12 protein-coding genes, 1 tRNA gene and 2 pseudogenes are annotated in these 13992 nt (G+C 69.0%); 5 read left to right on the top strand and 10 right to left on the bottom strand.

The window, feature by feature from the left end:
• Positions 1–25: 25 nt before the first annotated feature.
• The 3 genes and pseudogenes from QA802_RS17695 to QA802_RS17685 all read left to right on the top strand — a co-directional run bounded on the left by QA802_RS17695 (position 26) and on the right by QA802_RS17685 (position 1468).
• Complete coding sequence (locus QA802_RS17695; RefSeq protein WP_334523500.1) at positions 26–835, top strand: trans-aconitate 2-methyltransferase; 810 nt, start codon at positions 26–28, stop codon at positions 833–835.
• Positions 829–1185: pseudogene (locus QA802_RS17690) on the top strand (VOC family protein); the annotation flags it as partial. The gene QA802_RS17695 and the pseudogene QA802_RS17690, both read left to right, overlap by 7 nt.
• Before the next feature lie 109 nt (positions 1186–1294).
• Positions 1295–1468 carry a CsbD family protein gene (locus QA802_RS17685; protein ID WP_069768604.1) on the top strand — a complete coding sequence of 58 codons (174 nt, stop codon included), beginning with the start codon at positions 1295–1297 and terminating at the stop codon, positions 1466–1468.
• 90 nt (positions 1469–1558) lie between these two features.
• On the opposite strand, the gene QA802_RS17680 is transcribed toward QA802_RS17685, so the two are convergent.
• Together QA802_RS17680 and QA802_RS17675 are read right to left on the bottom strand one after the other, a co-directional pair.
• Entirely contained in the window at positions 1559–2245 is a 687-nt protein-coding gene (locus tag QA802_RS17680) for a TetR/AcrR family transcriptional regulator (RefSeq protein ID WP_107443566.1), read from the bottom strand.
• On the bottom strand, positions 2242–3252 hold the full coding sequence (locus QA802_RS17675; RefSeq protein WP_334523492.1) for an acyl-CoA desaturase: 1011 nt from the start codon (positions 3250–3252) through the stop codon (positions 2242–2244). Before QA802_RS17675 ends, QA802_RS17680 begins: the two co-directional genes overlap by 4 nt.
• Before the next feature lie 291 nt (positions 3253–3543).
• Between QA802_RS17675 and ppc the strand changes: the two genes are divergently transcribed.
• Positions 3544–6273, top strand: coding sequence for a phosphoenolpyruvate carboxylase (gene ppc, locus QA802_RS17670; protein ID WP_334523490.1), 2730 nt, complete (start codon positions 3544–3546; stop codon positions 6271–6273).
• A gap of 135 nt (positions 6274–6408) precedes the next feature.
• On the opposite strand, the gene QA802_RS17665 is transcribed toward ppc, so the two are convergent.
• The 7 genes and pseudogenes from QA802_RS17665 to QA802_RS17635 all read right to left on the bottom strand — a co-directional run bounded on the left by QA802_RS17665 (position 6409) and on the right by QA802_RS17635 (position 11952).
• Complete coding sequence (locus QA802_RS17665) at positions 6409–6831, bottom strand: hypothetical protein (protein ID WP_443042136.1); 423 nt, start codon at positions 6829–6831, stop codon at positions 6409–6411.
• A gap of 233 nt (positions 6832–7064) precedes the next feature.
• On the bottom strand, positions 7065–7667 hold the full coding sequence (gene pth / locus QA802_RS17660; protein ID WP_334523486.1) for an aminoacyl-tRNA hydrolase: 603 nt from the start codon (positions 7665–7667) through the stop codon (positions 7065–7067).
• A gap of 72 nt (positions 7668–7739) precedes the next feature.
• Positions 7740–8324 carry a 50S ribosomal protein L25/general stress protein Ctc gene (locus QA802_RS17655; protein ID WP_319166852.1) on the bottom strand — a complete coding sequence of 195 codons (585 nt, stop codon included), beginning with the start codon at positions 8322–8324 and terminating at the stop codon, positions 7740–7742.
• A gap of 236 nt (positions 8325–8560) precedes the next feature.
• The gene (locus QA802_RS17650) at positions 8561–9535 is read right to left on the bottom strand and encodes a ribose-phosphate diphosphokinase (RefSeq protein ID WP_319166854.1); all 975 of its coding nucleotides are present in this window, start codon (positions 9533–9535) and stop codon (positions 8561–8563) included.
• Positions 9536–9669: 134 nt separating this feature from the next.
• Positions 9670–11118, bottom strand: coding sequence for a bifunctional UDP-N-acetylglucosamine diphosphorylase/glucosamine-1-phosphate N-acetyltransferase GlmU (glmU, locus tag QA802_RS17645; protein WP_334523482.1), 1449 nt, complete (start codon positions 11116–11118; stop codon positions 9670–9672).
• A 117-nt stretch (positions 11119–11235) separates the two neighbouring features.
• Positions 11236–11306 (bottom strand) — tRNA-Gln (locus QA802_RS17640).
• Between the two features lie 6 nt (positions 11307–11312).
• Positions 11313–11952, bottom strand: a pseudogene (locus tag QA802_RS17635) (helix-turn-helix domain-containing protein).
• A 164-nt stretch (positions 11953–12116) separates the two neighbouring features.
• Between QA802_RS17635 and QA802_RS17630 the strand changes: the two are divergent.
• Entirely contained in the window at positions 12117–13406 is a 1290-nt protein-coding gene (locus tag QA802_RS17630) for a sensor histidine kinase (RefSeq protein WP_334523479.1), read from the top strand.
• A 58-nt stretch (positions 13407–13464) separates the two neighbouring features.
• Here QA802_RS17630 and QA802_RS17625 read toward each other — a convergent pair whose 3' ends face one another.
• A complete protein-coding gene (locus tag QA802_RS17625; RefSeq protein ID WP_319166862.1) occupies positions 13465–13959 on the bottom strand; it encodes an SUKH-3 domain-containing protein in 495 nt (164 codons plus the stop codon).
• Between the last annotated feature and the right edge of the window lie 33 nt (positions 13960–13992).

Raw genomic sequence — 13992 nt, 5'->3', positions numbered from 1 at the left:
ATAAAAGCCGGAGACAGTGACGATCATGACGACCAACCCCACCTGGGATCCCGCCCAGTACCTACGCCACGCCGGCCACCGCGCCCGCCCCTTCGCCGACCTTCTCGCCCGCGTCCCCGACCTCCCCGGCGACCCGCCCCGCATCGCCGACCTCGGCTGCGGCCCCGGCAACGTCACGGCCCTCCTCGCCGACCGCTGGCCCACCGCCCACGTCACCGGCTACGACAACTCCCCGCAGATGCTCGCCGACGCCGCCGCCCACGCCGGCCCGCGCCTCGACTTCGCCCACGCCGACCTCACCGACTGGACGCCCCCCGAGACCTACGACCTCCTCGTGTCGAACGCCGCCCTCCAATGGGTCCCCGGCCACCTCGACGCCCTCCCCGGCTGGATCGACGGCCTCGCCCCCGGCGGCTCCCTCGCCCTCCAGATGCCGCACAACACCGACGCGCCCCTGCACGCCCTCATGCGCGACCTCGCCGACAGCCCCCGCTGGCAGAGCCGCCTCGGCCACGTCCTGCGCCGCGAGGACTCCGTCCACGCCCCCGGCGTCTACCTCGACCGGCTGACCCGCACCGGCTGCACCGCCGACGTCTGGACCACCACCTACCTCCACGTCCTGCACGGCGAGGACCCCGTCCTCGACTGGGTCGCCGGCACCGGCCTGCGCCCCGTCCTCGACGCCCTCGCCGACGACCCCGACGCCCGCGACGCCTTCACCGCCGCCTACCGCGACCAGCTCCGCGCGGCCTACCCGAGCGCGCCCTACGGCACCGTCCTGCCGTTTCGCCGCCTGTTCGCCGTGGCCACGAAGGACGGAGGCCCGGCATGCTGACCGCCGTCGACCACGTCCAGCTCGCCGCCCCGCCCGGCTCCGAAGACCTCCTGCGCCCCTTCTACACAGGCGCCCTCGGCATGACCGAGATCCCCAAGCCGCCGGTGCTCGCCGCACGCGGCGGATGCTGGTTCCAGGCCGGCGCCGTCCAGCTCCACCTGGGCGTCGAGCCCGGCTTCCGGCCCTCCCGCAAGGCCCACCCCGGGCTGCGGGTCACCGGCATCGACGCGTACGCGGCCCGGCTGGCGGACCACGGCGTCCGCGTCGAGTGGGACGACGCCCTGCCCCGACACCGCCGCTTCTACGCCCAGGACCCCGTCGGCAACCGACTGGAGTTCCTGGAACCCGACCCGCCGGAGGCCGGCGAGGAGCCGGGCGGGTTTGAGCGGCCCCAGCAGGGACACTCGCAGGACACAGACCACACGCAGACCCCGCAGACCTGACTGGGAGTGATGGACAGTGGCAGGCGAGCAGAAGTCCAAGGCGAAGATGGAACAGGCCAAGGGCAAGGCGAAGGAAACGGTCGGGCGCGCCGTGGGCAACGAGAGGCTCGAAGCCGAAGGCCGCGCCGACCAGGCGAAGGGCGACGCCCGGCAGGCCAAGGAGAAGACGAAGGACGTCTTCAAGCACTGAGCCGGGCCCAGACCCGCCGCAGGCCCCCCGTCCGTGGGACGGGGGGCCTGCCGCGGGTGTGTGTCGTGGCCGACGGGTCGTGCCGGCGGCTCAGCTCTTGCGGTGCCCGATCAGCCGCGGCTTGGCCTCCAGGCCGTCCAGACCGTGCCACGACAGGTTCACCAGATGCGCCGCCACCTCCGCCTTCTTCGGACGCCGCACGTCCAGCCACCACTGACCGGTCAACGCGACCATCCCCACCAGCGCCTGCGCATACAGCGGCGCCAGCTTCGGATCGAAGCCGCGGCTCTTGAACTCGCGGCCCAGAATGTCCTCCACCTGCGTCGCGATGTCCGAGATCAACGACGCGAAGGACCCCGTCGACTGCGGGATCGGAGAGTCCCGCACCAGAATGCGGAAACCGTCCGTGTACTCCTCGATGTAGTCCAGCAGCGCGAACGCCGCCTGCTCCAGAAGCTCCCGCGGATGGCCCGCCGTCAACGACGACGTGACCATGTCCAGCAGCCGGCGCATCTCCCGGTCCACGACGACCGCGTACAGCCCCTCCTTGCCGCCGAAGTGCTCGTACACCACCGGCTTGGACACCCCGGCCTTCGCCGCGATCTCCTCCACCGACGTGCCCTCGAAGCCCTTCGCCGCGAACAGGGTGCGACCGATCTCCAGCAACTGCTGCCGGCGCTCGGCCCCCGTCATGCGGGTACGCCGTGCGCGCCGCGGCTTCACATCACTGCTGGGACTGGAGTTACTGCTGGGATCGGTCGCCACGCCGTCAATCATGCAGCCTCAGCGGCCGCCTTCCCCTGCCGGGAGCCGTCCCCGTCCGTGATACGGCGCGAATCGATACGCGAGCGTGACGGCCAGCGCACGTCGTACGCCCAGCCGAGCATCTCGAACCACCGGATGAACCGGGCCGAGGAGTCCACCTGGCCCCGCATCACCCCGTGCCGCGCCGACGTCGGATCGGCGTGGTGCAGGTTGTGCCAGGACTCGCCGCAGGACAGCACCGCCAGCCACCACACGTTGCCGGACCGGTCCCGGGACCTGAACGGACGCTTGCCCACCGCGTGACAGATCGAGTTGATCGACCACGTCACGTGATGCAGCAGAGCCACCCGCACCAGCGAACCCCAGAAGAACGCCGTGAACGCGCCCCACCAGGACATCGTCACCAGACCGCCCACCAGCGGCGGGATCGCCAGCGACACCACCGTGAACAGGATGAACTGGCGCGAGATCGCACGGATCGCCGGGTCCTTGATCAGATCCGGCGCGTACTTCTCCTGCGAGGTCTGCTCCTCATCGAACATCCATGCGATATGAGCCCACCACAGGCCCTTCATCAACGCCGGGACCGTCTCCCCGAACCGCCACGGCGAATGCGGGTCGCCCTCCGCGTCGGAGAACTTGTGGTGCTTGCGGTGGTCCGCCACCCAGCGCACCAGCGGACCCTCCACGGCCAGCGAGCCCATGACCGCCAACGCGATCCGCAGCGGCCGCTTCGCCTTGAACGAACCGTGCGTGAAGTAACGGTGGAAACCGATCGTGATGCCGTGGCAGCCGAGGAAGTACATGAAGACCATCAGCCCCAGGTCCAGCCAGCTCACCCCCCATCCCCAGGCCAGCGGCAGAGCCGCCAGCACCGCCAGGAACGGGACGACGATGAAGAGCAGCAGAGAGATCTGCTCGATCGAACGCTTCTGCTCACCACCGAGAGTGGCGAGCGGCGCGGAACTGTCGGCGGATGGCTTGGAAGGGTCTTCGATCACATTGGAGCCTGTGGTCATGCGCGTCCCCTGGGGGGTCTGGGAATGGGGGAGGAGCCGTACCGCCGGAACCGCACGGTACTTCCTACGGTCCCGTAACCTACGGCATCGTAAGTATGGCAGTGCGCCGCCTCGCGGCAAGAGCCCGCCGACCTGCGCGTCCCCACAGACACCTATCCTTGGAGTCGGTCGGACAGCGCGGTCCGCTGAGTTTTCTTCCCGGATGTCCGACCCCGTATGCGACGCCTGCCCGCGGGGAGGATGTCCGAGTTCCCGCTTGGACGAGCTTCAACACTGCAAGGAGCCGCACCTGTGAGCAGTGCCGACGACCAGACCACGACCAGCCCCGAGCTGCGCGCCGACATCCGCCGACTCGGCGACCTCCTCGGCGAGACCCTCGTCCGGCAGGAGGGACCCGAACTCCTCGACCTGGTCGAAAAGGTCCGCCGCCTCACCCGCGAGGACGGCGACGCCGCCGCCGAACTGCTGCGCGGCATCGAACTGGAGACCGCGGCCAAGCTGGTCCGCGCCTTCTCCACCTACTTCCACCTGGCCAACGTCACCGAACAGGTCCACCGCGGCCGCGAACTGCGCGAACGCCGCGCCGCCGAGGGCGGCCTCCTCGCCCGCACCGCCGACCGCCTCAAGGACGCCGACCCCGAACACGTCCAGCAGACGGTCCGCCACCTCAACGTCCGCCCCGTCTTCACGGCGCACCCCACCGAAGCCGCACGCCGGTCGGTACTCAACAAGCTCCGGCGCATCGCCGCGCTCCTCGAGACCCCCGTCATCGAATCCGACCGCCGGCGCCACGACACCCGCCTCGCCGAGAACATCGACCTCGTCTGGCAGACCGACGAACTGCGCGTCGTCCGCCCCGAACCCGCCGACGAGGCCCGCAACGCCATCTACTACCTCGACGAACTCCACGCGGGCGCCGTGGGCGACGTCCTCGAGGACCTGACGGCGGAACTGGAGCGCGTCGGCGTCAAGCTCCCCGACGACACCCGCCCCCTCACCTTCGGCACCTGGATCGGCGGCGACCGCGACGGCAACCCCAACGTCACCCCCTCCGTGACCTGGGACGTCCTCATCCTCCAGCACGAACACGGCATCAACGACGCCCTCGAGACCATCGACGAACTGCGCGGCTTCCTCTCCAACTCCATCCGCTACACCGGAGCCACCGAGGAACTCCTCACCTCCCTCCAGACCGACCTCGAACAACTGCCCGAGATCAGTCCCCGCTACAAGCGCCTCAACGCAGAAGAGCCCTACCGCCTCAAGGCCACCTGCATCCGCCAGAAGCTCGAGAACACCAAGCAACGCCTCGCCAAGGGCACCCCCCACGAACCCGGACGCGACTACCTCGGCACCGCCGAACTCCTGAACGACCTCACCCTCATCCAGACCAGCCTGCGCGAACACCGCGGAGCCCTCTTCGCCGACGGCCGCATGAACCGCACCATCCGCACCCTCGCCGCCTTCGGCCTCCAACTCGCCACCATGGACGTCCGCGAACACGCCGACGCCCACCACCACACCCTCGGCCAGCTCTTCGACCGCCTCGGCGAGGAATCCTGGCGCTACACCGACATGCCCCGCGAGTACCGCACCAAGCTCCTCGCCAAGGAACTCAGGTCACGCAGGCCCCTCGCACCCGTCCCCGCCCCCGTCGACGCCGCCGGCGAGAAGACCCTCGGCGTCTTCCTCACCGTCAAGCGCGCCCTCGAAGTCTTCGGACCCGAAGTCATCGAGTCCTACATCATCTCCATGTGCCAGGGCGCCGACGACGTCTTCGCCGCCGCCGTCCTCGCCCGCGAAGCCGGCCTCATCGACCTCCACGCCGGCTGGGCCAGAATCGGCATCGTCCCCCTCCTGGAAACCACCGACGAGCTCAAGGCCGCCGACACCATCCTCGAGGACATGCTCTCCGACCCGTCGTACCGCCGACTGGTCGCACTGCGCGGAGACGTCCAGGAAGTCATGCTCGGCTACTCCGACTCCTCCAAGTTCGGCGGCATCACCACCAGCCAGTGGGAGATCCACCGCGCCCAGCGCCGCCTGCGCGACGTCGCCCACCGCTACGGCGTACGCCTGCGCCTCTTCCACGGCCGCGGCGGCACCGTCGGCCGCGGCGGCGGCCCCTCCCACGACGCCATCCTCGCCCAGCCCTGGGGCACCCTCGAAGGCGAGATCAAGGTCACCGAACAGGGCGAGGTCATCTCCGACAAGTACCTCATCCCCTCCCTCGCCAGGGAAAACCTCGAACTCACCGTCGCCGCCACCCTCCAGGCCTCAGCCCTGCACACCGCCCCCCGCCAGTCCGACGAAGCCCTCGCCCGCTGGGACGCCGCCATGGACGCCGTCTCCGACGCCGCCCACGCCGCCTACCGCACCCTCGTCGAAGACCCCGACCTGCCGACATACTTCCTCGCGTCGACACCGGTGGACCAGCTCGCCGACCTGCACCTCGGCTCCCGGCCCTCCCGCCGCCCCGGCTCCGGCGTCTCCCTCGACGGCCTGCGCGCCATCCCCTGGGTCTTCGGCTGGACCCAGTCCCGCCAGATCGTCCCCGGCTGGTACGGCGTCGGCTCAGGACTCAAGGCACTGCGCGAAGCCGGCCTCGACACCGTGCTCGACGAGATGCACCAACAGTGGCACTTCTTCCGCAACTTCATCTCCAACGTCGAGATGACCCTCGCCAAGACCGACCTGCGCATCGCCCAGCACTACGTCGACACCCTCGTCCCCGACCACCTCAAGCACGTCTTCGACCGCATCAAGGCCGAACACGCCCTCACCGTCGCCGAAGTCCTCAAGATCACCGGCGAACGCGAACTCCTCGACGCCACCCCCGTCCTCAAGCAGACCTTCACCATCCGCGACGCCTACCTGGACCCCATCTCCTACCTCCAGGTCACCCTCCTCAAGCGCCAGCGCGACGCCGCAGCCGCCGGCGCCGAACCCGACCCCCTCCTCTCCCGCGCCCTCCTCCTCACCGTCAACGGCGTCGCCGCAGGCCTGCGCAACACCGGCTGACCCCCCCCACACACACCACGAGGGGCGCCCCCGAGTCCGTACGAATCCGTACGAACCCGGAGGCGCCCCTCGCCCGTCCCCACACCCCAACCCGCCTGCTCCCCCACCCGCCCCGCTCTCCCCGACCCGTCCCACTCACACCGTCACGAACGCCGCCGTCAGCAACGCCACCCCCGACCCCGCCAACACCCAACCCGCCCGCACCCGACCCAGACCACCCGCCACCACAACCGACGCCAACAACAACGCCCCACCGAACGGCACCCACGCGTACAACACCCCCGCAGGCCCCGAACGCACCGCACGATCACCACCCGGCTTCAGCACCACCGTGTACGTCCGCCCCTCACGCACCGCCACCGACTCATCCAGCACCACCCGCGCCCGCGCCCTCGACCCCCCCGACAACGGCGTGTACGGCCCCACACACCTCCCCCCGGCACACCCCGTCACCGCCACCGTCCCCTGCTCCCGCCCCTTCGTCAGCATCACGTGCTGCGCCGAACCCCAGGAACCCCACACCCCCGCCACCAGAATCAGCACCGCGAGCACACCCATCACCGCACACCGCCCCCACCGCAGCACCACCGCCGAAGCAGAACCCCCGGCGGCCCCCCGGGCCGAGGCCGCGCCCCCGGCGGCCCCCGAGCCCGCGACCCGGCCCTTGGCGGACCCCTTGGCCGAATGCTTCCGGGACGGACCCCCACGGCGATGCGACGAGACTGCAGAGCCAGACATGGCCGGGATCATCAGCCATCACTGAACCAACGTCAACCTCGCCGGGAGACAAGTCACGAGTTGTACGTGCTTTGCGCCCCCTCCAGACCCTCCAGCACCAACGCCTCCATCGCATCCGCCGCCCGGTCCACGAAGTAGTCCAACTCCTTGCGCTCCGCCGACGAGAAATCCTTCAGCACGAAATCCGCCACCTGCATCCGCCCCGGCGGACGCCCGATCCCGAACCGCACCCGGTGATACTCCGCACCCATCGCCTTCGTCATCGACTTCAGACCGTTGTGCCCGTTGTCCCCGCCACCCAGCTTCAACCGCAGCACGCCGTAATCGATGTCCAACTCGTCATGCACCGCCACCACGTTCGCCAGCGGCACCTTGTAGAACTCCCGCAACGCGTTCACCGGACCACCCGACAAGTTCATGAACGACATCGGCTTCGCCAGCACCACCCGCCGGCTCCCCACCCCCGGCGGACCGATCCGGCCCTCCACCACCTGCGCCTGCGCCTTCCCCGCCCGCTTGAACCGCCCCCCCATCCGCGTCGCCAGCAGATCCGCCACCATGAACCCCACGTTGTGCCGGTTCATCGCGTACTCCGGCCCCGGATTGCCGAGACCCACGAGCAGCCACGGCGCGTTCGCATCCATCGTCACCTGCATGTCTCCTTGATACGCGCAGACCGCCGCCCCCCGAAGGGAACGGCGGCCGACGGAGAATGAGCTACCGGAAAATCAGGCCTCGGTGGCCTCGGCCTCGGCCTCAGCCGGAGCCTCCTCCGCCTGAGCGGCCAGAACCTGCAGAACGACCGCGTCCTCGTCGGTCGCCAGCGTCGTGCCCTCGGGCAGCGGGATGTCCTTGGCGAGGATGGCCGCGCCGGCCTCCAGGCCCGCGATGGAGACGGTGACCGACTCGGGGATGTGGGTGGCCTCGGCCTCGACGTTCAGCGTGCTCAGCACGTGCTCGAGCAGGTAGGCACCCGGCGCCAGGTCGCCCTCGGTGTGCACGAACACCTCGACGTTGACCTTCTCGCCGCGCTTCACCAGCAGCAGGTCGACGTGGTCCAGGAAGCCCTTGATCGCGTCACGCTGCACGGCCTTCGGGATCGCCAGCTGCGTCTTGCCCTCGATCTCCAGGCTCAGCAGCACGTTCGGCGTACGCAGCGCCAGCTGCAGCTCGTGACCCGGCAGCGTGATGTGCACCGGCTCGGCACCGTGCCCGTACACCACGGCCGGAACCTTGTTGGCACGACGGATACGACGGGCAGCGCCCTTGCCGAACTCGGTCCGGGACTCGGCGGCAAGCTTCAGCTCAGCCATGTTCACTCCTCGTAGAACGGGGGAAAGGTGGTCACCCGGCCAAACCATCGGCCTGCTACGAAGAGCGCGTCGATAACGGACCGCCGTACACACGCGCCACACACACGCGTACGGCCTCCCTCGCCGAGCAACTGTCACAGCTTACGCAGCGGGAAGGCCGTACACGAAATCGATCTAGAACCTGCCCCGGAGGACGCCCCGGAGGACGCCCCGGAGCATGCCCCGAAGGGCAGCCGTCACTGCTCGTCGAACAGGCTCGTCACCGAACCGTCCTCGAACACCTCACGCACCGCGTTCGCGATCGTCGGAGCGATCGACAACACCGTGATCTTGTCCACTTCCAGCTCACCCGGTGTCGGCAGCGTGTTCGTGAACACGAACTCACTCACCTTCGAGTTCTTCAGACGATCCGCCGCCGGACCCGACAGCACACCGTGCGTCGCCGTCACTATGACGTCCTCCGCACCATGCGCGAACAACGCGTCCGCAGCCGCACAGATCGTGCCACCCGTGTCGATCATGTCGTCCACCAGAACACAGACACGGCCCTTGACCTCGCCCACGACCTCGTGGACCGTCACCTGATTCGCCACATCCTTGTCACGCCGCTTGTGCACGATCGCCAGCGGCGCACCCAGACGGTCGCACCAGCGGTCCGCCACCCGCACCCGGCCCGCGTCCGGCGACACCACCGTCAGCTTGTCGCGGTCCACCTTCCGGCCCACGTAGTCCGCCAGCAGCGGCAACGCGAACAGATGATCCACCGGACCGTCGAAGAACCCCTGGATCTGGTCCGTGTGCAGATCCACGGTCAGGATCCGGTGCGCACCCGCCGTCTTCATCAGATCCGCGACCAGCCGCGCCGAGATCGGCTCACGCCCACGGTGCTTCTTGTCCTGACGCGCATAGCCGTAGAACGGCACGATGACGGTGATCGAACGCGCCGAAGCCCGCTTCAACGCATCGATCATGATCAACTGTTCCATGATCCACTTATTGATCGGAGCCGTGTGGCTCTGGATCAAGAAGCAGTCCGCACCGCGCGCCGACTCCTGGTAGCGAACATAGATCTCACCATTGGCGAAATCGAAGGCCTTCGTCGGGACGACCCCGACACCCAGCTGGTGGGCGACCTCCTCGGCAAGCTCGGGGTGGGCGCGGCCGGAGAAGAACATCATCTTCTTCTCGCCGGTCGTCTTGATCCCGGTCACAGCACTGTCTCCTCAGAGGTGTCTCAGCTGGATGTCGAGAAACCTCGCCGCTGGGCGCGACGGGGCCGTCTCAGCTGGTGGGGTGCGGGTGTGCACTTATCACGGTACGCCGTGTTCGACGTGCCCGTTTCCGGTCAGCTTTCGCCTTCGCCCTGACGAGAGGCCGCCTCGGCCGCCTTCGCCGACGCACTGCCCGGACGCTTACGGGCCACCCAGCCCTCGATATTCCGCTGCTGACCACGGGCCACGGCCAGCGAACCGGGCGGCACATCCTTCGTGATCACGGACCCGGCCGCGGTGTACGCACCGTCCCCGACCGTGACCGGAGCCACAAACATGTTGTCCGAACCCGTCTTGCAGTGCGAGCCGACGGTGGTGTGGTGCTTGCTCTCCCCGTCGTAGTTCACGAACACGCTCGCCGCACCGATGTTGCTGTACTCACCGATCGTCGCGTCACCCACGTACGACAGATGCGGAACCTTCGTCCCCTCACCGAGCGACGCGTTCTTCGCCTCCACGAACGTACCGATCTTGCTCTTCACCCCCAGCCGCGTACCGGGACGCAGATACGCGAACGGACCCACCGACGCGCCCGCCCCGATCTCCGAGTCGTTCGACACCGTGTTGTCGACCCGGGCCCCCGCACCGACCACCGTGTCCGTCAGCCGGCTGTTCGGACCCACCTCGGCGCCCTCGCCCACATGCGTGCTCCCGTGCAGCTGCGTACCCGGATGCACCACCGCGTCCCGCTCGAACGTCACCGTCACGTCCACCCACGTCGTCGCCGGGTCGATCACCGTCACACCCGACAGCATCGCCGCGGCCAGCAACCGGTCGTTCAGGATCCGGCGCGCCTCGCTCAGCTGCACCCGGTTGTTGATCCCGGCGATCTCCCGGTGATCGGCGGCCACCGACGCACCCACCCGATGACCGGCCTCACGCAGAATCCCCAGCACGTCCGTCAGATACTCCTCGCCCTGACTGTTGTCCGTGCGCACCTTCTTCAACGCGTCCGCGAGCAGCTGCCCGTCGAACGCGAACACCCCGGAATTGATCTCCCGGATCGACAGCACCGCGTCATCCGCGTCCTTGTGCTCCACGATCGCCGTCACGGCCCCGGAAGCCCCGTTCCGCACGATCCGCCCGTACCCCGTCGCATCCTGCACCTCGGCGGTCAGCACGGTGACCGCGTTGCCGTCCGCGTGATGCGTCGCCGCCAGCTCCGCAAGCGTCGCACCCGTCAGCAGCGGCGTGTCACCGCACACGACCACCACCGTGCCGTCCACACCGCCGCCCAGCTGCTCGAGCCCCATCCGCACGGCGTGCCCGGTGCCGTTCTGCTCCTCCTGCACGGCGGTGCGCACGGCGGCGTCGACCTCGGCGAGGTGCGCGGTGACCTTCTCGCGCGCGTGTCCGACCACCACGACCAGGTTCTCGGGGTCCAGTTCACGGGCGGCGGCCAGCACGTGGCCCACGAGACTGCGGCCGCAGAGCTCGTGGAGGACCTTCGGTATGGCCGACTTCATACGGGTTCCCTCACCCGCTGCGAGTACGACGACGGCTGCCGGGCGGATGGCGCTCACGGAGTTGCCCTTCGGCTGTGGAGAGGTGGGGACATCCGAAGGATACCGGGGCGTTTTCCGGCGGACATGAGAGCGGGCCCCGCCCCCATGTTGGGGCAGGACCCGAACTGTGCTTTGCTCCCGGGGGAGGACTCGAACCCCCATGATCAGATCCAAAATCTGACGTCTTGCCCTTAGACGACCCGGGATTACCCTTATGTCCGATTTCGTAGATCACTCGGACAGGCAGCACCTACTATGCCGTACCAGGCACCCTCGATGCGACGGTACAGGTCAACTCCTTGCCGTACTTTGATGCCGAAGCGCCCGCGGTAGGTGTCTCCCGTGTTCTTGCGCCCGGTCTGCGGATCGTGCGGCCCAGTAGAGGGCGACACCCGTGAGGAATAGTTCCCGGTCCGACAGGGCCCCGATCGCTGCAGCCGCCTCCCGCTTTGCGGCCTCGCGCTCCTGCTCGCGAGAGGCCCTGAGCCGCGCCAGTCCCGCGTTCATGCGTTCTCGTTGTTCCTCGGGTGTGCACTTGGGCTCCGGATGGGGCAGATCTCGTACCCAGAGTGACACCGAACTCTTGGAGCATCCCAGTTCCGCCTGGATCTGGTTGTACGTCCAGCCTTGCTGTCGTAGCTCTCGCGCCCTCTCGCGGAGGTCGTCCTTAGCGCGCGGGCGTTTCGTCCATTCAGGGGGTGGCTCGCCCTCGACGAGTCGTTGCAGCGTCTCTTTGTTGTGGACCTGAAGCTCGTCGCGGATCTGCCGGAGGCTGAGCCCTGCCCGGCGCAAGGCCAGCGCCCGTTCCCGCAGCCCCTCGAAGTCGGCGTACTTGCCAGTCGCATGTGTCATACGCATACCGTCCGGGCGGAATGTGGGGTTCCGGGGTCGAACGGTTCTGGTTCATCCGTTCGAGGGATAGCGGGGGTTTCGATGCGTTCGGTTACGGTGCGTGGTGGGGGGCGGTCGCGGAAAGTCGCCGGAAAAGGCGGGGGGTGCGCCCGTAGGCTGGGGGCATGACCATGACGGGGGAAGAGGACACGGCGGTCCGGGGAGGGCCGCTGTGGTGGGCCAGACGGCGTAGCGCGGTGTTCGACTCGGGGCTGGGGCTCGTGTCGGCTGTGGAGTGCGCGGTGGAGGGGGTGCCGTTCGCGCGGGACGCGGGGCTTCCTGTGGCGGTGGGGGTGGTGTTCGGTCTGCTGGCGGGTTCGGTGCTGGTGGTGCGGCGGAGGTGGCCGATCGCGGTGGTGCTGGTGGCGATCGCGATCACGCCGGCGCAGATGGGTTACCTGATGGGCATCGTGGGGCTGTACACGCTGGCGGCGTCGGAGTTGCCGCGGCGGATCATCGCCTCGTTGGCGGGGATGCAGTTGGTGGGGACGTTGATCGTGACGTTCGTGCGGGTGCGGCAGAGTCTGGATCAGGGACGTCTGACGATCGGGGACTGGTTCATTCCGTTCGCGGCGATCACGACGTCGTTGGGGTTGACGGCGCCGCCGTTGTTGCTGGGGCTGTATGTGGGGGCGCGGCGGCGGTTGATGGAGAGCTTGCGGGAGCGGGCGGACAGTCTTGAGCGGGAGTTGCAGTTGCTCGCGGAGCGGGCGGAGGAGCGTGCGGAGTGGGCGCGTAACGAGGAGCGGACGCGGATCGCGCGGGAGATGCACGACGTGGTGGCGCATCGGGTGAGTCTGATGGTGGTGCATGCGGCGGCGTTGCAGGCGGTGGCGCGGAAGGATCCGGAGAAGGCGGTGCGTAACGCGGCGCTGGTGGGTGACATGGGGCGGCAGGCGTTGACCGAGTTGCGGGAGATGCTCGGGGTGTTGCGTAGTGGGAGTGGCAGCGGGGTGGAGCGGGTGGCGGCGGCTTCGGTGGTGGTGGGGGTGGCCGCGGTGGTGGTGGAGGAGGGTGAGGGGCCGTGTCTGGCGGAGTTGGAGGAGTTGGTGGGGCAGTCGGCGGCTGCGGGGATGGTGGTGGATCTGTCGGTGGAGGGCGAGGTGCGGTCGTACGCGCCGGAGGTGGAGCAGACGGCGTATCGGGTGGTGCAGGAGGCGTTGACGAACGTGCACAAGCATGCGGGGGGTGCGAAGGCGCAGGTGCGGTTGGCGCATCGGGTGGGGGAGATCGCGATGCAGGTGGAGAACGGGGCGCCGCCGGAGGCGGGGTCGGCGTCGTCGGCGGGGTTGCCGTCGGGGGGGAATGGGCTGGTGGGGATGAGGGAGCGGGTGGTGGCGTTGGGCGGGGTGTTTGTGTCGGGGCCGACGGAGGCGGGGGGTTTTCGGGTGTCGGCGGTGATTCCGGCGTCGTAGGCGGGTGGGGTGGTGGCTGTGTGTCCTGTCCGCTTGGCGCGCGGGCGTGGGTCGGGGGTCAGGTTGCGGTGAGGCGGGTGGGTTGGGTGCCGGCGGTGAGGGCGTGGAGGGCTTGGTCTATGTCGGGGCCGAGGTACCAGTCGCCGGTGTGGTCGAGGGCGTAGACGCGGCCTTCGGCGTCGATGGCGAGGAGGGCGCGGTCGTCGGCTTCGGCGCCGAGGGGGGCGACTTCGGTGTCGAGGGCGCGGCCGAGGTCGGCGAGGGTGCGGGCGAGGTGGAGGCCGTGGAGGGGGTCGATGTGGAGGGTGGTGGGGGCGATCTGGCGGCCGGGTCCGGTGGGGGTGATGGTGAGTCCGCCGAATTCGGCCCAGGCTTCGACGGCGGCGGGGAAGACGGCGTGGCGGTGGCCGGCGGGTGAGGTGTGTTCGCGGAGGGTGTCGGCCCAGATTTCGGCTTGTTTGATGTCCCAGCGTCCGGGTTGCCAGCCGGCGGCGCGTAGGGCGGCGTCGACGGGTACGGGGAAGCGTGTGGTGGAGGTGCGGTCGGGGTGCATCTGCCCTTCGTTCGTGGTGCGGGTGCGGGTGCG

Origin of the sequence: Streptomyces sp. B21-105 (assembly GCF_036898465.1) — a bacterium.
Classification (GTDB): domain Bacteria; phylum Actinomycetota; class Actinomycetes; order Streptomycetales; family Streptomycetaceae; genus Streptomyces.
This window is presented reverse-complemented; position numbering and strand designations above follow the sequence as displayed.